The sequence below is a fragment of the Streptomyces sp. NPDC017940 genome (assembly GCF_044328435.1).
Classification (GTDB): Bacteria; Actinomycetota; Actinomycetes; order Streptomycetales; family Streptomycetaceae; genus Streptomyces.
Map to the genome: position 1 here is coordinate 761,473 of NZ_JBIRHJ010000001.1, position 17,959 is coordinate 779,431.

Genomic DNA, 17,959 nt, shown 5'->3' on the forward strand with positions numbered 1-17,959 from the left:
GCTCGATGCGTCGAAAACGTTGGCGATTACCGCCGAGCACATGAACACTTGGCGGATCCCGCGCTCAACGGACCCCCACCCGCAGTTCCTTGACCCCGTTGAGCCAGGCCGAGCGCAGCCGGCGGGGGGCGCCGGTCAGGCGCAGGCCGGGCATGGCCTCGGCGACGGCGTGGAAGATGAGGTCGATCTCCAGGACCGCGAGGGACTTGCCGAGGCAGAAGTGCGGGCCTCCGCCGCCGAAGCCGAGGTGCGGATTGGGGTCGCGGGTGATGTCGAACTCGTCGGGGCGGTCGAAGACCTCGGGGTCGTGATTGGCGGAGGAGTAGAAGAGCCCAACCCGGTCGCCCTTCCTGATCCGCGCGCCGCCGAGTGCGGTGTCCTCGGTCGCGGTGCGCTGGAAGGACACCACGGGCGTGGCCCAGCGCACGATCTCCTCGGCGGTCGTCGCCGGGCGCTCGCGCTTGTACAGGTCCCACTGGCCGGGGTGGGTGAGGAAGGCGTGCATGCCGTGCGTGATGGCGTTGCGGGTGGTCTCGTTGCCCGCGACGGCGAGGAGGATGACGAAGAACCCGAACTCGTCGGAGGTGAGGTTCCCCTCGTCCTCGGCCGCGACGAGTTGGCTGACGATGTCCTTGGCCGGGCACTCCTTGCGGGCCGCGGCCAGGTTCATCGCGTAGCCCACGATCTCCATCGCGGCCTCGGCGCCGACCTCCTCGGTGATCGCGTACTCCGGGTCGTCGTACGCGGCCATCCTGTTGGACCAGTCGAAGATCCTGGAGCGGTCCTCCTGGGGTACGCCGATCAGCTCGGCGATGGCCTGGAGGGGGAGTTCGACGGCGACCTGGGTCACGAAGTCGAAGGAGCCGTCGTCGGCGGCGTTGGCGAGGGCGGCCTCGGTGATCCGGCGGGCGCGGTCGCGCAGGGCGTCCTCCAGGGACCGGATGGCGCGCGGGGTGAAGCCGCGCTGCACGATCTGGCGGACCCGGGTGTGCTCGGGCGGGTCCATGTTGAGCATGATCATCCGCTGGACGTCTATCCTGTCGCGGCCGATCGACTCGTTGAAGCGGATGACCGCGGTGTTCAGGGACGAGGAGAACAACTCGGGGTGGGTGGACACGTACTTGACGTCGGCGTGCCGGGTCACCGCCCAGTAGCCCGCGTCGTCGAAGCCGGCGATGCCGGGCCGCTGGGCGATCCAGCGCACCGGCTCCGACTGCCGCAGCCGCGCGAACTCCGGGAAGGGCACGCGGTCGTGCAGGACGTCGGGGTCGGTGAAGTCGAAGCCGTCGGGCAGGGCGGGACAGGACATCGCAGCCAGCTCCAGACGTTCATCTGACAGGTCATCAGGAGGTGGGAACGCACCGTAATGACGGGCCCCGCAAGTCGCAAGGCCCCCGACGTGATCGATGCGACCGCTCCGGGTGGCCGGTTGTGCGGGCGTTGCGTGCACGACCCTTGCGGGGGCTGGGTCGGGCTCAGCAGACTGCTGAACAGAACTAGAACGCGTACTAGTTCTCACGCGCGGGATGCCGGGACGCCCCGCGGGCCGTGGAGGAGAGGACGAGTCTGTGGTTGCTGAACCTGTCATCGTCGAAGCCGTACGCACCCCGATCGGCAGGCGCGGGGGCGCGCTCGCCAATCTCCATCCCGCCTACCTCCTGGGCGAGACCTACCGCGAGCTCCTCGGCCGCACCGGCATCCACGCCGACTGCGTGGAACAGATCGTCGGCGGCGCCGTGACCCAGGCCGGCGAGCAGTCCGCCAATCCGGCGCGCACCGCGTGGCTCGCGATGGGGCTGCCGTACGAGACCGCGGCGACCACGGTCAACTGCCAGTGCGGCTCGTCCCAGCAGGCCGCGCACATGGTCGCCGCCATGGTGGCGGCGGGCGTCATCGACGTCGGGATCAGCTGCGGGGTCGAGTCGATGTCACGGGTGCCGCTCGGGTCCGCCTCCAAGCACGGGCCCGGCAAGCCGTTCCCCGACGAGTGGAACGTCGACCTGCCCAACCAGTTCGAGGCGGCCGAGCGGATCGCCCGCAAGCGAGGGCTCACCCGCGAGAACGTGGACTCCCTCGGGCTCCTCTCGCAGGAGCGGGCGCGGGGCGCCTGGGGCGAGGAGCGCTTCAAGCGGGAGACGTTCGCCGTGCAGGTGCCCACGAACGAGGCGGAGCAGGCCGCGGGGCAGGGCATGTGGCGCCTCGTGGACCGCGACGAGGGGCTGCGCGACACGTCCATGGAGGCCCTCGGCGGCCTCAAGCCCGTCATGCCCACGGCCGTGCACACCGCGGGCAACTCCTCACAGATCTCCGACGGGGCCGCGGCCCTCCTGTGGGCCTCCAGGCGGACGGCCCGCGCCCTGCGGCTGCGGCCGCGGGCCCGGATCGTGGCGCAGGCCCTGGTCGGGGCCGACCCGCACTTCCACCTCGACGGGCCGATCGACGCGACGCGGGCCGTGCTCGGCAAGGCGGGCATGTCCCTGCGGGACATCGACCTGGTCGAGATCAACGAGGCGTTCGCGTCGGTCGTACTGAGCTGGGCCCGGGTCTTCGGGCAGGACCTGGAGAAGGTGAACGTGAACGGCGGCGCGATCGCCCTGGGCCACCCGGTCGGGGCGACCGGTGCGCGGCTGCTCACCACCGCCCTGCATGAGCTGGAACGGACGGACAGGGAGTTCGCGCTGGTGTGCATGTGCGCGGGCGGCGCGGTGGCCACCGCCACGATCTTGCAGCGGTTGTAGGTTCCCCTGGCTGGAGGTGCGGGGCGTGGGGCGCGGGGTCTGCCGGCGCTCCGCGTCTCGTCCTCGATCGCCGGACGGGCTTGATCCGGCCGAGGTCGCTGTGCGTCGCCGGTGCGCGTTCGCGGCGGGCGATGAGGGCAGGTGGGTAAGAAAAGCCCGTCCGGCGATTGAGGACGAGCGCGCAGCGCGAAAAGGGCGGTACCCCCGATCCGGGGTACCGCCCATTCGCTGCCTGAAGCCCAGGGGCTAGTAGTGACCGTTGGACTGCCAGAAGCTCCACGCGTCGCAGGGGCTGCCGTAGCGGTCCTTCATGTACTTGACGCCCCACTCGATCTGGGTCTCGGGGTTGGTCTGCCAGTCGGCACCCGCGGAGGCCATCTTGGAGCCGGGCAGGGCCTGGACCAGGCCGTACGCGCCGGAGGAGGCGTTCTTCGCGTTGACGTCCCAGCCACTCTCGTGGGAGACGATGCGGTCGAAGCACTTGAACTGGGCGTCGTCCGAGATCATCCGCTGAGCCACGGCCTTGGCCGAGTCGGACGTCGCGGCCGCCGGAGCGGCCTGGGCGGGGGCCGCGGCGAAGACCATGCCGGTGGCGGCCGCGGCGACGGCGCCGGTGGCGAGAGCCTTCTTCGGGGAAGCGATGCGGCGCAGGAGCGAGACGGACACAGAGGACCTTCCGGTGGGGGGTTGGACAGCCGCGGGCATGCCGTGATCACTGCGGATCGTGGGGGGAATGCCTCGGCGCCGAGGCCCTCAGGGGCACGTCGGCGCCGTGCGACTCATCCAGAGAAACAGGGCCGCGACGGCGTGGCAATGCCCCCTCTTACTAGTGGCACTCGCACGAAGACCGGAGGTCCCCCGTGTGATCTGGCTCTCAACGGCCAGGTCAGACCGCCTTTTGGTGCGTACGCGTCAACAGGGCGCGGCTACGGGCCTCGGTAGTAGAGGACCAAGGTCCTGTGGGCCGCTTCACGGACAGGGCGCCCTGTCCCTCACGGAACGCGCAGGCCCGCTCACCGTTCGGACGGCTCGAATGTGACCGGCGCCTCGAACGCGGCCCGCCGGGTGGCCCGGCGCAGCGCCTTCAGGACGGCGGGGCCGAGCGTCAGGCTCAGGACCACCGTGACGACGGCGCGCGGCAGGTCCCAGCCGAGCGAGGTGGCCAGGCAGTACGCGACGAAGCGGCCCAGGTTGTCGCCGACCGGGTCGCCCGGCACGAAGGAGACGCCCGTGGCGAGCCCCCCGATGTAGGGCCAGCCCTGGAGGTTCATCACGACGCCGTAGAGCACGGACGAGACCGCGCCGTACGCCCCGAGCAGGTACAGCTCCCGCCGGCCGCGCAGGGGGCCCGCGCCGTTCGGGCGGAGCCGGGAGGGCGGGACGGCGTCGGCGCCCGGCAGCAGGCCCGCCCCCATGCACACCCACCCCATGGCCAGCATCTGGAACGGCATCCAGGGCCCCACCCCGCCCGTGAGCAGCGCGGACGCGAACATCGACACCGCGCCGAGCACGAACCCGAAGCCCGGCCCGAGCACCCGCCCGCTCAGCACCATCAGGAAGAACATCGGCTCGATCCCTGCCGTCCCCGCGCCGAGCGGCCGCAGCGCCGCCCCCGCGGCGGCGAGCACCCCGAGCATCGCGATGGCCTTCGCGTCCAGGCCGACATCGGAGACGGTCGCCACCACGACCCCGATGAGCAGCGGCAGCAGGGCCGCGAACAGCCACGGAGCGTCCTGCGCGTGCGCGCTGAGCGACGAGTCGCTGCCCGCGAGCAGGGGCCACCCGAAGGCGACCACCCCGACCGCGCTGACCAGGCCCAGAGCGGCCACGGACCGGGGCCCGAGACGGACGGGGCGGACCTGCCGGTCGGAGTGCGGGGCGGCGCCGCCGGGCGGCGTGCCTGGCACGGCGGGCGCGGGGGACCCCTCCCGCGGCCCCGGGGGCTCCGCCGGGCCCGGGGGCTTCGGCGGGCCCGGGGGCTTCGGCGGGCCCGGGGGCTTCGGTGGCTCCGGGGCCTTGGGGGGCTTCGAGGCCACCGGGGGCTTCGAGGGCTGCGAGGACTTCGGGTCGGTCACGGCGTCTCCCCCTCCGCCGCCCGCAGGGCACCCCGCACCTGCGTCGCCGTCAGCCACGGCTGCGGTGCGAGCACCTTGGTCACCTGCGGGGCGAACGACGGCGACGCCACCACGACGTCCGCCGTGGGGCCGTCCGCCACCACCTCGCCGTCGGCGAGGATCACCACCCGGTGGGCGAGCTCGGCCGCCAGTTCCACGTCGTGCGTGGCGAGGACGATGGCGTGCCCCCGCGCGGCGAGCCCTCGCAGGACGGTGACCAGTCGGGCCTTGGCCCCGTAGTCCAGGCCGCGGGTCGGCTCGTCGAGCAGGAGCAGCGGCGGGCGCGCGGTGAGCACGAGGGCGAGGGCGAGGGCGAGGCGCTGGCCCTCGGACAGGTCCCGGGGGTGGGTGTCGTCCGCGATGCCGGGGAGCAGCTCGGCGACCAGCGCCCGGCAGCTGCCCGGCGCGGCCTCCGCGTCCCCGTCGGCCGCCGCGCACTCCGCGGCGACCGTGTCCGCGTACAGCAGGTCGCGCGGCTCCTGCGGTACGAGGCCGACGTGCCGGATCAGCTCGCGCGGCGGCATGCGGTGCGGCACCGCGCCGCCGACCCGCGCCGACCCGGAGGCGGGCGCGAGCAGCCCGACCAGGGTGGACAGGAGAGTGGACTTGCCCGCGCCGTTGCGCCCCATCAGGGCGACGGTCTCACCGGGGGCGACGGTGAGGTCGACGTGCCGCAGCGCCTCGACGCGCCCCCGCCGCACAGCGAGCCGCTTGACCCGCACGGCCTCGCTCGCACCGCCGCGACCTCGTGCAGCCGGGACCACGCCGCCGCCGCGTCCCCGCGTCGCAACCGGGCCCGCGCCTCCGCCGCGTCCCCGCGTCGCAACCGGGTCCGCGCCTCCGCCGCGACCTCGCGCAACCGCGCCCGCGACGCCCCTGCCCCCGTCCCGCGCGGCCGGACCGTCGCCCGAGGGCACCTCCACCCCCGCGAGCCGCTCCCGCAGCCCCGCCGTCCTGCGCCGCGCGTCCCGCACCGTCAGGGGCAGCGGGTCCGCGCCCACCAGGCGGCCGAGGTCCACGACCGGGGGGTAGACCGGGGAGACGGCCATGAGGGCGGCGGGGTCGCCGAGGACCGGGGGTTCGCCGGGGGCGGTGATGAGCAGGACCTGGTCGGCGTACTGCACGACGCGTTCCAGGCGGTGCTCGGCCATGAGGACGGTGGTGCCGAGGTCGTGCACGAGGCGCTGGAGGACGGCGAGCACCTCCTCCGCGGCGGCCGGGTCGAGGGCCGACGTCGGTTCGTCGAGGACCAGGACGCGGGGGTGCGGGGTGAGGACGGAGCCGATGGCCACGCGCTGCCGCTGGCCGCCCGACAGCGTGCTGATGGGGCGGTCCCGCAGGTCGGCGAGGCCGAGCAGGTCCAGGGTCTCCTCGACGCGGCGGCGCATCACGTCGGGCGCGAGGCCGAGCGACTCCATGCCGTACGCCAGCTCTTCCTCGACGGTGTCGGTCACGAAGTGGGCGAGCGGGTCCTGGCCCACGGTGCCCACCACGTCGGCGAGCTCGCGGGGCTTGTGGGTACGGGTGTCGCGGCCCGCGACGGTCACCCGGCCGCGCAGGGTGCCGCCCGTGAAGTGCGGGACGAGCCCGCTGACCGTACCGAGCAGCGTCGACTTGCCGACCCCGGACGGCCCGACGAGCAGCACCAGCTCGCCCTCGGGGACGCTCAGGTCGACGCCCCGCACGGTGGGACCCGCGGTCCCCTCGTACCGTACGGAGACGTCCTCGAACCGGATCATGGTCATGAGGGGTTCTCCTCGGTACGGGACGTGCGGGACGTATGAGATGTGTGAGACGTACGGGACGTATGTGGTGTACGGGGTGGGCGAGGACGGCGGCGTTCGTGCGCCGGTACCTCCGCGGGTGGCGGCACCGGCGCCACGAACGCCGGAAGCAGCCCGATCAGGACCGCGGCGGCGGGCAGCAGCGGCAGCTCGGGGGCGACCAGCGGGACGACCCCGGGGTGCAGGGCCCCCGCGTCGCCCGAGTTCGCCGCGATCATCAGCGCGGCCACGGCGGCGCCGGACCCGGCGACGAGCCAGGCGCGCCACCCCCAGCGGTCCGGCCGGTAGCGGGTGCGCACCGAGCGGCGGCCGCCGAGCCACAGGCCGCCGAGCGCGGCGGCGACGCCGATGCCGAGCACCGGCAGGCCGTACGCCGTGCCGTCCGCGGTGAGCAGTCCGTACGTCCCCGCACAGACCCCCATCAGACCGCCGAGCGTCAGTACCGCCGTCGTCCTGCGCACCCGGGCGGGCACGGCGGCGGTGCGGCCGAAGCCGCGCGCGTCCATCGCGGCGGCCAGCGCGACGGAGCGCTCCAGGGCGCCCTCCAGGACGGGCAGGCCGACCTGGAGCAGCCCGCGCACCCCGCGGTCGGGGCGCCCGCGGAGGCGGCGCGCGGACCGCAGCCGCTGCACGTCGGCGATCAGGTTCGGCGCGAACGTCATCGCCACGACGACGGCGACCCCGGCCTCGTACAGCGCGCCCGGCAGGGACTTGAGGAGCCGGGCCGGGCTGGCCAGGGCGTTGGCGGCGCCGACGCAGATCAGCAGGCCCGCGAGGCGCACCCCGTCGTACAGCGCGAACACCACGCCCTCCGCGGTCACCCTGCCGCCGATGCGCACCCCCCGCGCCCAGTCCGGCAGCGGTACCTCCGGCAGCGTGACGACGAGGTGCGTACCGGGGATCGGCGAGCCGAGGACGATCGCGAAGACCAGGCGGATGCCGATGACGACGAGGGCGAGCTTCACGAACGCGCCGTAGGAGCGGGCCCACGGTGCGGACGTGCGGCGGGCGGCGACGACATAGCCGGCGACGCCGATGAGCAGCCCGATCAGGAGGGGATTGGTGGTGCGGGACGCGGCCGTGGCGAGGCCGAGCGCCCACAGCCACCAGGCTCCCGGGTGCAGGGCGTTCGACCGGTGCGCCCGCGGGGCGACGGGGCGCCACGGGCCGCGCGGGACGGGGGCCGCGTCAGCCACGGCGGCGGCGGGCCTGCCAGAAGGCGGCGGCACCGAGCACGACGACGGCCGCGACCCCGGCGAGCAGGCCGACGGCGGGCCCGCCGCCGCCCCCGGAGCCGTCCGCGGCGGTGCTGTCCCGCTCGTCCGCGGACTGCTCGCCCGCCGAATCCTTGCCGGACACCTGCTCGCCGCAGCCGCTCCTCGGGTAGCCGGAGATGGCGCACAGCAGCGCGTCGCTGTTGTAGCGCAGGGGCTCGGCGACGGCGGCTAGGGCGTCGGCGGTGGTGCCGTCGGAGCCGATCCGCGCGCACGCCGTCCGCGCCCTTGGGGGCGTCTGACCGGCGGGCGCGTCACCCGGCGTGCCGAAGTCGACGACGACCGCGATCCGCTTGCGGCCGTCACCGCCGGGCGTGTCCGCGCAGATCGCGTCGAAGTCGGCGGCGCCGCGCGGCTTGACGGCGCTGCCCGAGTCGGCGGACACCGCGAACCGGAAGCCCACCACGTCGCCGTCGTCGGGCCGCGCGACGGAAGGGCCCTGCGTGGCGTACACCCACGCGCCGCCCTCGTCCTGCTGCCAGAACGACCAGTAGCGGTAGTCGGCGGCCCCGGCGGGGCCCGCCGCGAGGAGGGCGACGAGCACCGTCAGGAGAGAGGCGAGCGCGGCGGCCGCCGTGCGCGGGCCGCGCCCCCGGCGGCGCGGGCTCACAGCTGGGTCTTCTTCTTGCGCCCGCTGAACAGGATGCCGATGCCGACACCCGCGACCAGGCCGACGCCGACGATCCACCAGACGCTGACCCCGGAGCCGTCGTCGTCCTTCTCGTCCTTCTCGTCCTTGTTCCCCGCCTCGTCACCGGCGTCGCGGGGCGCGGGGCCCTGCGCGGTGAGCTGCTCGACGAGGTTCGCGCCGCCGAAGTCGCGGGCGTCCATGCCCGCGGCGCGGGCGGCGAAGATCAGCTGTGCGTACGCGGCGGGGCCGCTGTCCTTGGCCCACGCGGCGGAGTTCCGCGCGAGCCACTCGGCCGACTTCTCCGCCTGCTCCCGCTGGCCCGCGGCGGCGAGCGCGACGACGGCGTCCGCGGTGTTGCCCACGTCCGGCTTGTCGGCGGCGCCGGGCAGCGAGGAGGTGAGGTGGCCGCTCCTGGCGAGGGCCTTGAGGAGGTACCCGGTGCCGTTCCGCGCGGCCTGCGCCGCGTCGTCCGGCTTCGCGCACCGCGGCGCGGCGTCCGCCTCGCCGACCGCCTTCTCGTCGAGGGCCAGGCCCTTGCCGAGGCCGCCGAGCACGCCGGCCGCGGTGGCGTCGGCGTTCGGGGTGAGCTTGCCGGACTTGGCGTCGGCGAGACCGAAGGCTCCGCCGTCCTTGCCGCAGTCCATGGCGAGCTTCGTGAGGGCGTCCAGGGGCGACTTGCCCTCCTGGGACTTCACGGCGGCCGGCTTCTCACCGGCGGCGGCGAAGGCGCCGACGACGATGCCGGTGGAGTTGGCGTCACTGGGCAGACCCGGGTTGTAGCCCCAGCCGCCGTCCTGGTTCTGCACGGACTTCAGCCAGCCGAGGCTCTTCTTCACGGTCTGGGCCGACTTCCCCTCGTCACCGAGCGCGGCGAGGGCCTGCACGGCGGCGGCGGTGGAGTTCGAGTCGACCTGCGTCTTGGAGCCGCAGGGCTCGCTCGCGTCGGCGCGGTACGCGGCGAAGCCGCCGCTCGCGCAACTCTGGCCGGTGAGCCAGTCGACCGCCTTCGCGGCCGGGGTGACGCCCGTCGTCCGCTGCGCGAGGAGGGCGTACGACTGCCGGAACACGCCGTCGAACTGCGGGTCCTTCTTGCCGTAGAGGCCGGAGGGCAGCGGGCCCGCGGGCGACGGCGACGCGTCGTCGGCGAGAGCGGCCGGGGCGGCGGCGGTGCCGAGGGCGGCGACGGCCACGGCCAGGGCAGCTGCGCTGCGGCGAACGTTCATGATGCGGCGGGTGCCTCTCCCTGCGGGGAGCCGGGCGGCACGGCACGGGTGGGCACCGGGCGGCTCCGGCTCCGTATACCTCGACGGTGCCGGCCATCGGCGGTCCCGATGACACGAGCCGGTCATGCGGCGGACGAGGCATTCCGGCTTCCCGTTGCGGGGCGCCCTTCGGCTCCCGTGCCGGGACACGGCTGCGGGTCAGCGCCGGATTCGCACCGGCTTTCCCTCGTTCGCGCATGATGACGACCCGCCCACTCTACCGGCCCGTACGCGGCCTCCCCGGGCCCGGCGCGGGCCCCGCGACGCGCGGCGGAGGCGGCCCGGCTAGCCCGTCGCCCTGTACGCGACGGGTCCCCTGCCGGGCACGGCCTGCGCCCGGCCGAGCTGCACCAGGTGCCGGACGTGGGCCTCGGCCTCCGACACGGCGATGGTGCGCGACGCGTACGGGATGTCGGCCCAGGGCCTGTTCCACTCCATGCGCTCGGCGAGCTGCCACGGCGTGCGGTCCCCGGTGAGCAGGGCGCACAGGTCGGCGAGGCGCTGCTCGTGGTGGGCGAGGAGTTCCCGTACGCGGGCCCGGGCGCCGGTGAACGCGTGCTGGTGGGCGGGCAGCACCTCCGCCACGCCGAGCCGCCCGAGCCGCTCCAGCGAGTCGAGGTAGTCGCCGAGTGGGTCGGTGACGGTGGTGACGGTGGTGTCGGTGGTGACGGTGGTGTTGTCGGGGTCCTCGTACAGGCCGATGTGCGGGGTGATGCCCGGGAGCACGTGGTCGCCGGAGAAGAGCCGCCCGCTGCCCCGGAGCCCGGCGGGGTGCTCCTCCTCCAGGTGCAGGCACACGTGGCCCGGCGTGTGGCCGGGCGTCCAGATGGCCCGCAGCCTGCGCCCCGGCAGGTCGAGGAGTTCACCGGGGGTGATCGTGCGGTCGGGCAGGGCGAGGGAGGGAAGGCTCGGGGTGCGGCCCGCGTCCCGCGCGGCCAGCAGGGGAGCGACGTGCGCCGCGGGGGCGCCGGCGGCGGTGAGCTTGTCGACCATGTAGTCGTACCAGCGCGCGGCCGGATACTCCCGGGTCCGCCGCACCACGTGCGCGTCCGCCTCGTGCAGGGCGATCCAGGCCCCGGAGGCGTCCCGGAGGCGCGCGGAGAGGCCGTGGTGGTCCGGGTGGTGGTGCGTGATCAGGACGCCCCGCACGTCCGCGACGGCGGCGCCGCACTCGGCGAGCCCCGCGACCAGGGTGTCCCAGGACCTTGGGTCGTCCCAGCCGGTGTCCACGAGGACGGGACCGCTGTCGGTGTCGAGCAGATACACCAGGGTGTGGCCGAGCGGGTTGTCGGGGATGGGCACGCGGATGCTCCACACCCCGCCCCCGTGCGCCTGCGTCCGTGTGCCGATCGCCCGCGCCATCCGCGTCCCCGCTCTCCTCGTCGGCTCAACTGGGTGCTGCGGCGGGGCCATTGCCCACCCCAACTAGAACTGATATCAGTTCTGAGACAACGTCAGAAGGTGCGGCGGCGTCCCACAGGAGGGCAGTCGGTCATGACCGAGCTCGTGGAACACGGACAGCTGTTCATCGGCGGGGAGTGGACGGACCCGCTCGGCGAGGACGTCATCGAGGTGGTCTCGCCGCACACCGGTGAGGTGTTCGCGCGGGTGCCGCACGCCGCGCCCGCGGACGTCGACCGGGCCGTCGCCGCCGCGCGCCGGGCGTTCGACGAGGGGCCCTGGCCGCGCATGACGCTCGACGAGCGGATCGAGGTCGTGGCGAGGATCAAGGACGGACTCGCGGCGCGGCACGAGGAGATCGCCCGCGTCATCAGCTCCCAGAACGGCACCCCGTTCACCTCGTCCGTGATGGTGCAGGCCCTGTCCGCGATGATGGTGTGGGACGCGGCGATCACGACGGCACGCGGGTTCGTGTACGAGGAGGGGCGGGCCGGGGCGCTCGGGCCGATCCTCGTACGGCGCGAGCCCGTCGGCGTCGTCGCGGCCGTCGTCCCGTGGAACGTCCCGCAGTTCACCGCCGCCGCCAAGCTGGCGCCCGCCCTCCTCGCCGGTTGCCCGGTCGTCCTGAAGACCTCGCCCGAGGCGCCGCTCGACGCCTGCGTACTCGCCGGGATCGTCGCGGACGCGGGGCTGCCCGAGGGGGTGCTGTCGATCGTCTGCGCCGACCGGGAGGTCAGTGAGTACCTGGTCGGGCACCCGGACGTCGACAAGGTCTCCTTCACCGGGTCCGTCGCCGCGGGCAAGCGCGTCATGGAGGTCTGCGCCCGCAACCTCACCCGCGTCACCCTGGAACTCGGCGGCAAGTCGGCCGCGGTGGTCCTGCCGGACGCCGACGCCGCGGGTGCCGTGGCCGGGATCGTGCCCTTCGCGTGGATGATCAACGGCCAGGCGTGCGTGGCCCAGACCCGCATCCTCGTCCCGCGCACCCGCTACGACGAGTTCGCCGAGGGCTTCGCCGCCGCCGCGAACGCCCTGAAGGTCGGCGACCCCCTCGACCCCGCAACCGAACTCGGCCCCCTCGTCGCCGAGCGGCAGCAGCGCCGCGCCCTCGACTACATCCGCATCGGACAGGAGGAGGGTGCCAAGATCCTGGCCGGGGGCGGGCGTCCTGCCGGGTTCGACCGGGGCTGGTACGTGGAGCCGACCCTGTTGGGCGGCGTCGACAACTCCATGCGCGTCGCCCGCGAGGAGATCTTCGGACCCGTGATCTGCCTCCTCCCGTACGGCGACGAGGACGAGGCCGTGCGGATCGCGAACGACTCGGACTACGGGCTCAGCGGCAGCGTGTGGACCGCCGACGTCGAGCGCGGCATCGACGTGGCCCGCCGGGTGCGGACCGGCACGTACTCCGTGAACACCTTCAACCTCGACATGCTGGGGCCCTTCGGCGGCTACAAGGACTCCGGCCTCGGGCGGGAGTTCGGGCCCGAGGGGTACGGCGAGTACTTCGAGCACAAGATGATCCACCTGCCCGCCGGGTACGACCCGGGCGCGGACGGTGCCGGGACCGCGGGCGCGGGCGGCGGTGCCTGATGGGCGACCGCTGGCGCGTCGAGGTGGACCGGTCGGTGTGCATCGGCTCCGGGATGTGCGTGAGCATCGCGCCGGACGGCTTCACCCTCGACTCCGCCCGCCAGTCGCATCCCGCGCGGCCCGAGAGCGGCGCCGCCGAGGATGTCCTGGAGGCGGCCGAGGGGTGCCCCGTGGAGGCGATCACCATCACGCTGCTGGACAGCGGGGAGGCGGTGTTCCCTCCGGAGGGGTGAGGGCGCCCCCGCGAGGGGCGCGCGGAACCGCGCGAGCAACCAGGGACGGCCTTTCTCGGGCTGGGCGCGCAGTTCCCCGCGTCCCTTTCGGGGCGTCCAGGGGTGGGTCTTTTGAGGGGCGCGGGGAACTGCGCGAGCAACCGGCGACGGGCCGCGGGCGCGTCTGCTGGGTTGCTGGGCTGATGCGTCTGCGGCCTTTCTTGGGCTGGGCGCGCAGTTCCCCGCGCCCCTTTTGGGGCGTTCAGGCGCGGGTCTTTTGAGGGGCGCGGGGAACTGCGCGAGCAACCGGCGACGAGCCGCGGACGCGTCTGCTGGGTCGCTGGGCAGATGCGTCTGCGGCCTTTCTTGGGCTGGGCGCGCAGTTCCCCGCGCCCCTTTTGGGGCGTCCAGGGGTGGGTCTTTTGAGGGGCGCGGGGAACTGCGCGAGCAACCGGCGACGAGCCGCAGACGCGTCCGCTGAGTCGCTGGCAGATGCGTCTGCGGCTCTGTCGCCGCTGCGGCTGAGCGCCCAGCACCCCGCGGGAGCCCGGAGGCGTTCGCTACGGCGTCTCGGGTGCCGTCAGGTCGATCAGTCTGCACACCGTCTCGATGTCGATCTTGACCTGGGCGATCGAGGCGCGCCCGGACAGCCAGGTGATGAGGGCGGAGTGCCAGGTGTGCTCGATGACCCGCACGGCGGAGAGCTGCGCGGGCGTCGGCTGCCCCGCCAGGCCCATGGCGTCCAGGATGATCGTGGTGGTGAGCCGCGAGACGGTGTCCACCTCGGGGCTCACCGACCTGTCGGCGAAGGTCAGGGCGCGCACCATCGCGTCCGCGAGGTGCGGCTCGCGCTGGAGCGCACGGAAGGCCCGCATCAGCGTCTCGGCCACCCGCTCGGCGGGACCCGCACCGGCAGGGGGACGCTTGCGCAGCGTGCTGTGCATGTGCTGCAACTGGTCCTGCATCGTCGCGACGAGCAGATGCACCTTCGAGGGGAAGTAGCGGTAGAGCGTGCCGAGGGCGACGCCCGCGGCCTCGGCGACCTCCCGCATCTGGACGGCGTCGAAGCCGCCGCGGCCGGCCAGTTGGGCGCTCGCGTGCAGGATGCGGCGGCGCCGGGCCTCCTGGCGTTCGGTGAGGGGCGGCGAGGCCGGATCTGTCGCGCTCGCTGCGGCCGTTCTCGCGTCAGCTGTCATAGTTCCGTCGCCCCGTCGGTCCCGTTCGCCCCGTCAGTCCTGTCGCCCCGCGGGACCTGCCCGCAGCCGCCCCGCGGGACCTGCCCGCACGTCGCCCCGCGGGACCCGCCCGCATGTCTCCCTGCGGGGAGAGCCCACACGGCTCCCCGCGCGGAGAGCCCACCGTACGGCCCCGCCCACGGGACCGCACAGCATGGCAGCACCGCCGCCGTGGCGCGAATCACCTGTTCCGGGCCCGTCCCGCCCGGCTACCTGCCGGTAGATTCGAGCGGGTCCGGCGATCAAGGGCGATCACGACAGGAACAAGTCTGAAACTTGTTCTACATTACCGTCCCGGCGTAATCTCGCGGACAACTGAAGGCAGAAGGGGGCCGAGAGTGACCGCTGAGGCCATGGAGGCGGGTCCCCTTCGGGGGGCGGTGCCGGGCACGTCGCCGCAGGCACCGGCCGGAACGGCCGCCGACGGCGGCGCCGCGCTGCGCATCGCGCTCCTCACGTACAAGGGGAACCCGTTCTGCGGCGGCCAGGGCGTCTACGTACGCCACCTCTCGCGCGAGCTGGTCCGGCTCGGCCACCGCGTCGAGGTCATCGGCGCACAGCCCTACCCCGTGCTCGACGAGGGCGAGGACCTCGCCGGACTCCGCCTGACCGAGCTGCCGAGCCTGGACCTCTACCGCTCCCCGGACCCCTTCCGCACCCCGGGGCGCGAGGAGTACCGCGACTGGATCGACGCCCTGGAAGTGGCGACGATGTGGACCGGCGGCTTCCCCGAGCCCGTCACCTTCAGCCTGCGGGCGCGCCGCCACCTGCGGGCCCGGCGCGGCGAGTTCGACGTCGTGCACGACAACCAGACGCTCGGGTACGGCCTCCTCGGCGACCTGGGCGCCCCGCTGGTGACGACCATCCACCACCCCATCACCGTCGACCGCCGCCTCGACCTCGACGCCGCCCCCGACTGGAGGCGCCGCGCCTCCGTACGCCGCTGGTACGCGTTCACACGGATGCAGAAGCGGGTCGCGCGCAGGCTGCCCTCCGTCGTCACGGTCTCCGGCACGTCGCGTCAGGAGATCGTCGACCACCTCGGAGTACGGCCCGACCGGATCGACGTCGTGCACATCGGCGCCGACACCGACCTCTTCTCGCCGGACCCCTCGGTCGCCGAGGTGCCGGGGCGGATCGTGACGACGTCGAGCGCCGACGTCCCGCTGAAGGGCCTCGTCCACCTCGTCGAGGCCCTCGCGAAGGTCCGTACCGAGAACCCGGCCGCGCACCTCGTCGTCGTCGGCAAGCGCGCCGAGGACGGTCCGGTCGCCGCCGCCATCGACCGCTACGGCCTCGGTGACGCCGTCGACTTCGTCAAGGGCATCACCGACGCGGAACTCGTCGACCTGGTCCGCTCCGCGCAGATCGCCTGTGTGCCCTCCCTGTACGAGGGGTTCTCGCTGCCCGCCGCGGAGGCGATGGCGACGGGTACGCCCCTGCTCGCCACCACCGGCGGCGCCATCCCCGAGGTCGCGGGCACCGACGGCGAGACCTGCGTGGCCGTGCCCCCCGGTGACGCGGAGGCCCTGGCCGCGGGCCTGCACCGCCTCCTCGGCGACCCCGCCCTGCGGGCCCGCCTCGGCGCGGCCGGCCGGGAGCGGGTCCTCGCCAGGTTCACCTGGGCCAGGGCCGCCCAGGGCACGGTGGAGCGCTACCGCGAGGCCATCGCCCGCACAGAAGGAACCGCCCGCGCCGCGGACCGAGGACCGGCCCGCCCCCTGGACACCGACCCCGCCCGCCCCGGACACCCCACCCCCGAGACCCCCGCCCCGGCGCCCACGCCCGAAGGAAGCAGGACCCCGTGCTGACCGTCGACTTCACCCGCTTCCCGCTGGCTCCGGGGGACCGTGTCCTGGATCTGGGGTGCGGGGCAGGGCGGCACGCCTTCGAGTGCTACCGGCGCGGCGCCCGGGTCGTCGCGCTCGACCGGAGCGCCGAGGAGATCCGCGAGGTCGCCAAGTGGTTCGCGGCGATGGAGGAGGCCGGTGAGGCGCCGACGGGTGCGACGGCCACCGCGATGGAGGGCGACGCGCTGAACCTGCCCTTCCCCGACGAGTCCTTCGACGTCGTGATCATCTCCGAGGTGATGGAGCACATCCCCGACGACAAGGGCGTGCTCGCGGAGATGGTGCGGGTGCTCAAGCCGGGCGGCCGGATAGCGGTCACCGTGCCGCGCTGGGGCCCGGAGAAGGTGTGCTGGGCGCTCAGCGACGCGTACCACGAGGTCGAGGGCGGCCATATCCGCATCTACAAGGCGGACGAACTCCTCACCCGCATGCGGGAGTCGGGCCTCGAGCCCTACGGCACCCACCACGCGCACGCGCTGCACTCGCCGTACTGGTGGCTCAAGTGCGCCTTCGGCGTCGACAACGACAAGGCGCTGCCGGTGCGCGCCTATCACAAGCTCCTGGTCTGGGACATCATGAAGAAGCCGCTGGCGACGAAGGTCGCCGAGCAGGCCCTGAACCCGCTGATCGGCAAGAGCTTCGTGGCGTACGCGACGAAGCCGCACCTGCCCGGTGGGACAGCGCCCGCCGGTGGAACGGCCCCCGCCGACGCGAAGGCCGGGGCGTGACCAGCCCCGAGCGCACCGAACACCTGGTCCTGCCTGGCGTCCTGACGGCCGATCAGGCGATGGCGACGGTCCGCGGCATCCTCGCCGTGCAGCGCGAGGACGGCGCCGTCCCCTGGTTCCGCGGCCACCACCTCGACCCGTGGGACCACACCGAGGCCGCCATGGCCCTGGACGCGGCCGGCGAGCACGCGGCGGCGGCCCGCGCCTACGAGTGGCTCGCCCGGCACCAGAACGCGGACGGCTCCTGGTACGCGGCGTACGCCGACGGCGACGCGCAAGCCGTCACCGACCACGGCCGCGAGACCAACTTCTGCGCGTACGTGGCCGTCGGCGTCTGGCACCACTACCTGAGCACCGGCGACGAGGCCTTCGTCGACCGCATGTGGCCGGTGGTCGTGGCGGCCGTGGAGTTCGTCCTCGCGCTCCAGCAGCCCGGCGGCCAGATCGGCTGGAAGCGCGAGCCCGACGGCACCGCCGTCACCGACGCGCTCCTCACCGGCTCCTCGTCCGTCCACCAGGCGCTGCGCTGCGCCCTCGCCCTCGCGGAGCTGCGCGACGACCCGCAGCCGGACTGGGAACTGGCCACGGGCGCCCTCGCCCACGCCGTCCGCAGCCACCCCGAGCGCTTCCTCGACAAGGACCGCTACTCGATGGACTGGTACTACCCGGTCCTCGGCGGCGCCCTCACCGGCGCCGCGGCCAAGGCCCGCATCGAGGAGGGCTGGGACCGCTTCGTCGTACCGGGACTCGGCGTGCGCTGCGTGCACCCCAACCCGTGGGTGACCGGCGGCGAGAGCGCCGAACTCGCCCTGGCCCTGTGGATGCTCGGCGAGTCCGACCGGGCCCTCGACGTCCTCAAGTCCATCCAGCACCTGCGGGACGCGGAGTCCGGTCTGTACTGGACGGGCTACGTCTTCGAGGACGCGGCGATCTGGCCGGTCGAACTCACCACGTGGACGGCGGGTTCCCTGCTGCTCGCGGTGGCCGCGCTCGGCGGCGACGAGGCCACCTGCGCGGTGTTCTCGGGCGAGGCGCTGCCCGTCGGACTCGACCCGGACTGCTGCGCCTGACCGACCGGTCCGGCGCCGCGGGAGCGGCCGCCCCCGTCACCGCGGACGGCCGCCCGGAGCCGAGGGC

At 74.1% G+C, this 17,959-nt stretch carries 15 protein-coding genes and 1 riboswitch; of the genes, 6 read left to right on the forward strand and 9 right to left on the reverse strand.

All coding sequences use genetic code 11. The features are described 5' to 3' along the window. Positions 1–64: 64 nt before the first annotated feature. On the reverse strand, positions 65–1,309 hold the full coding sequence (locus ACH4DX_RS03140; RefSeq protein ID WP_398153773.1) for a cytochrome P450: 1,245 nt from the start codon (positions 1,307–1,309) through the stop codon (positions 65–67). 259 nt (positions 1,310–1,568) lie between these two features. Between ACH4DX_RS03140 and ACH4DX_RS03145 the strand changes: the two genes are divergently transcribed. After that, positions 1,569–2,738 carry a steroid 3-ketoacyl-CoA thiolase gene (locus tag ACH4DX_RS03145; RefSeq protein ID WP_398153774.1) on the forward strand — a complete coding sequence of 390 codons (1,170 nt, stop codon included), beginning with the start codon at positions 1,569–1,571 and terminating at the stop codon, positions 2,736–2,738. 246 nt (positions 2,739–2,984) lie between these two features. Here the strand turns inward: ACH4DX_RS03145 and ACH4DX_RS03150 are convergent, their stop codons facing one another. The 7 genes from ACH4DX_RS03150 to ACH4DX_RS03180 all read right to left on the reverse strand — a co-directional run bounded on the left by ACH4DX_RS03150 (position 2,985) and on the right by ACH4DX_RS03180 (position 11,165). Next, a complete protein-coding gene (locus tag ACH4DX_RS03150; protein WP_398117294.1) occupies positions 2,985–3,443 on the reverse strand; it encodes a transglycosylase SLT domain-containing protein in 459 nt (152 codons plus the stop codon). Positions 3,444–3,751: 308 nt separating this feature from the next. Continuing rightward, positions 3,752–4,645, reverse strand: coding sequence for an ECF transporter S component (locus ACH4DX_RS03155; protein WP_398154169.1), 894 nt, complete (start codon positions 4,643–4,645; stop codon positions 3,752–3,754). A gap of 164 nt (positions 4,646–4,809) precedes the next feature. After that, a complete protein-coding gene (locus tag ACH4DX_RS03160) occupies positions 4,810–6,591 on the reverse strand; it encodes an ABC transporter ATP-binding protein (protein ID WP_398154170.1) in 1,782 nt (593 codons plus the stop codon). 2 nt (positions 6,592–6,593) lie between these two features. Further along, the gene (locus ACH4DX_RS03165) at positions 6,594–7,832 is read right to left on the reverse strand and encodes an energy-coupling factor transporter transmembrane component T (RefSeq protein WP_398153775.1); all 1,239 of its coding nucleotides are present in this window, start codon (positions 7,830–7,832) and stop codon (positions 6,594–6,596) included. Next, positions 7,825–8,520: an SCO2322 family protein gene (locus tag ACH4DX_RS03170; RefSeq protein ID WP_398153776.1), complete on the reverse strand. Its 696-nt coding sequence runs from the start codon at positions 8,518–8,520 to the stop codon at positions 7,825–7,827. The genes ACH4DX_RS03165 and ACH4DX_RS03170 overlap by 8 nt, the downstream gene beginning before the upstream one ends. Continuing rightward, positions 8,517–9,764 (reverse strand): prenyltransferase/squalene oxidase repeat-containing protein, encoded by a 1,248-nt coding sequence (locus ACH4DX_RS03175; protein ID WP_398153777.1) that lies wholly within the window; start codon positions 9,762–9,764, stop codon positions 8,517–8,519. The genes ACH4DX_RS03170 and ACH4DX_RS03175 overlap by 4 nt, the downstream gene beginning before the upstream one ends. A 136-nt stretch (positions 9,765–9,900) precedes the next feature. After that, positions 9,901–9,991: riboswitch (cobalamin riboswitch) on the reverse strand. 97 nt (positions 9,992–10,088) lie between these two features. Beyond that, a complete protein-coding gene (locus tag ACH4DX_RS03180) occupies positions 10,089–11,165 on the reverse strand; it encodes an MBL fold metallo-hydrolase (protein ID WP_398153778.1) in 1,077 nt (358 codons plus the stop codon). A gap of 132 nt (positions 11,166–11,297) precedes the next feature. Here ACH4DX_RS03180 and ACH4DX_RS03185 point away from each other — a divergent pair, with 132 nt between their 5' ends. Together ACH4DX_RS03185 and ACH4DX_RS03190 are read left to right on the forward strand one after the other, a co-directional pair. Next, complete coding sequence (locus tag ACH4DX_RS03185) at positions 11,298–12,797, forward strand: aldehyde dehydrogenase (protein ID WP_398153779.1); 1,500 nt, start codon at positions 11,298–11,300, stop codon at positions 12,795–12,797. Then, on the forward strand, positions 12,797–13,030 hold the full coding sequence (locus tag ACH4DX_RS03190; protein WP_398153780.1) for a ferredoxin: 234 nt from the start codon (positions 12,797–12,799) through the stop codon (positions 13,028–13,030). Before ACH4DX_RS03185 ends, ACH4DX_RS03190 begins: the two co-directional genes overlap by 1 nt. Positions 13,031–13,569: 539 nt before the next feature. On the opposite strand, the gene ACH4DX_RS03195 is transcribed toward ACH4DX_RS03190, so the two are convergent. Further along, positions 13,570–14,205, reverse strand: coding sequence for a TetR family transcriptional regulator (locus ACH4DX_RS03195; RefSeq protein WP_398117308.1), 636 nt, complete (start codon positions 14,203–14,205; stop codon positions 13,570–13,572). 377 nt (positions 14,206–14,582) lie between these two features. On the opposite strand from ACH4DX_RS03195, the gene ACH4DX_RS03200 reads away from it, so the two are divergent. The 3 genes from ACH4DX_RS03200 to ACH4DX_RS03210 are packed head-to-tail and all read left to right on the forward strand — an operon-like array spanning position 14,583 to position 17,892. After that, positions 14,583–16,055, forward strand: a complete 1,473-nt coding sequence (locus tag ACH4DX_RS03200) for a glycosyltransferase family 4 protein (protein ID WP_398153781.1) — start codon at positions 14,583–14,585, stop codon at positions 16,053–16,055. After that, positions 16,049–16,822 carry a class I SAM-dependent methyltransferase gene (locus ACH4DX_RS03205; RefSeq protein WP_398153782.1) on the forward strand — a complete coding sequence of 258 codons (774 nt, stop codon included), beginning with the start codon at positions 16,049–16,051 and terminating at the stop codon, positions 16,820–16,822. The genes ACH4DX_RS03200 and ACH4DX_RS03205 overlap by 7 nt, the downstream gene beginning before the upstream one ends. After that, complete coding sequence (locus ACH4DX_RS03210; protein ID WP_398153783.1) at positions 16,819–17,892, forward strand: prenyltransferase; 1,074 nt, start codon at positions 16,819–16,821, stop codon at positions 17,890–17,892. The genes ACH4DX_RS03205 and ACH4DX_RS03210 overlap by 4 nt, the downstream gene beginning before the upstream one ends. Positions 17,893–17,959 lie beyond the last annotated feature (67 nt).

Excerpts from the sequence above, each read along its gene's own strand:
- ACH4DX_RS03140 (WP_398153773.1), bottom strand. The coding sequence starts at position 1,309 with ATGTCCTGTCCCGCCCTGCCCGACGGCTTCGACTTCACCGACCCCGAC.
- ACH4DX_RS03150 (WP_398117294.1), bottom strand. The coding sequence starts at position 3,443 with ATGCCCGCGGCTGTCCAACCCCCCACCGGAAGGTCCTCTGTGTCCGTC.
- ACH4DX_RS03160 (WP_398154170.1), bottom strand. The coding sequence starts at position 6,591 with ATGATCCGGTTCGAGGACGTCTCCGTACGGTACGAGGGGACCGCGGGT.
- ACH4DX_RS03175 (WP_398153777.1), bottom strand. The coding sequence starts at position 9,764 with ATGAACGTTCGCCGCAGCGCAGCTGCCCTGGCCGTGGCCGTCGCCGCC.
- ACH4DX_RS03180 (WP_398153778.1), bottom strand. The coding sequence starts at position 11,165 with ATGGCGCGGGCGATCGGCACACGGACGCAGGCGCACGGGGGCGGGGTG.
- ACH4DX_RS03185 (WP_398153779.1), top strand. The coding sequence starts at position 11,298 with ATGACCGAGCTCGTGGAACACGGACAGCTGTTCATCGGCGGGGAGTGG.
- ACH4DX_RS03190 (WP_398153780.1), top strand. The coding sequence starts at position 12,797 with ATGGGCGACCGCTGGCGCGTCGAGGTGGACCGGTCGGTGTGCATCGGC.
- ACH4DX_RS03195 (WP_398117308.1), bottom strand. The coding sequence starts at position 14,205 with ATGACAGCTGACGCGAGAACGGCCGCAGCGAGCGCGACAGATCCGGCC.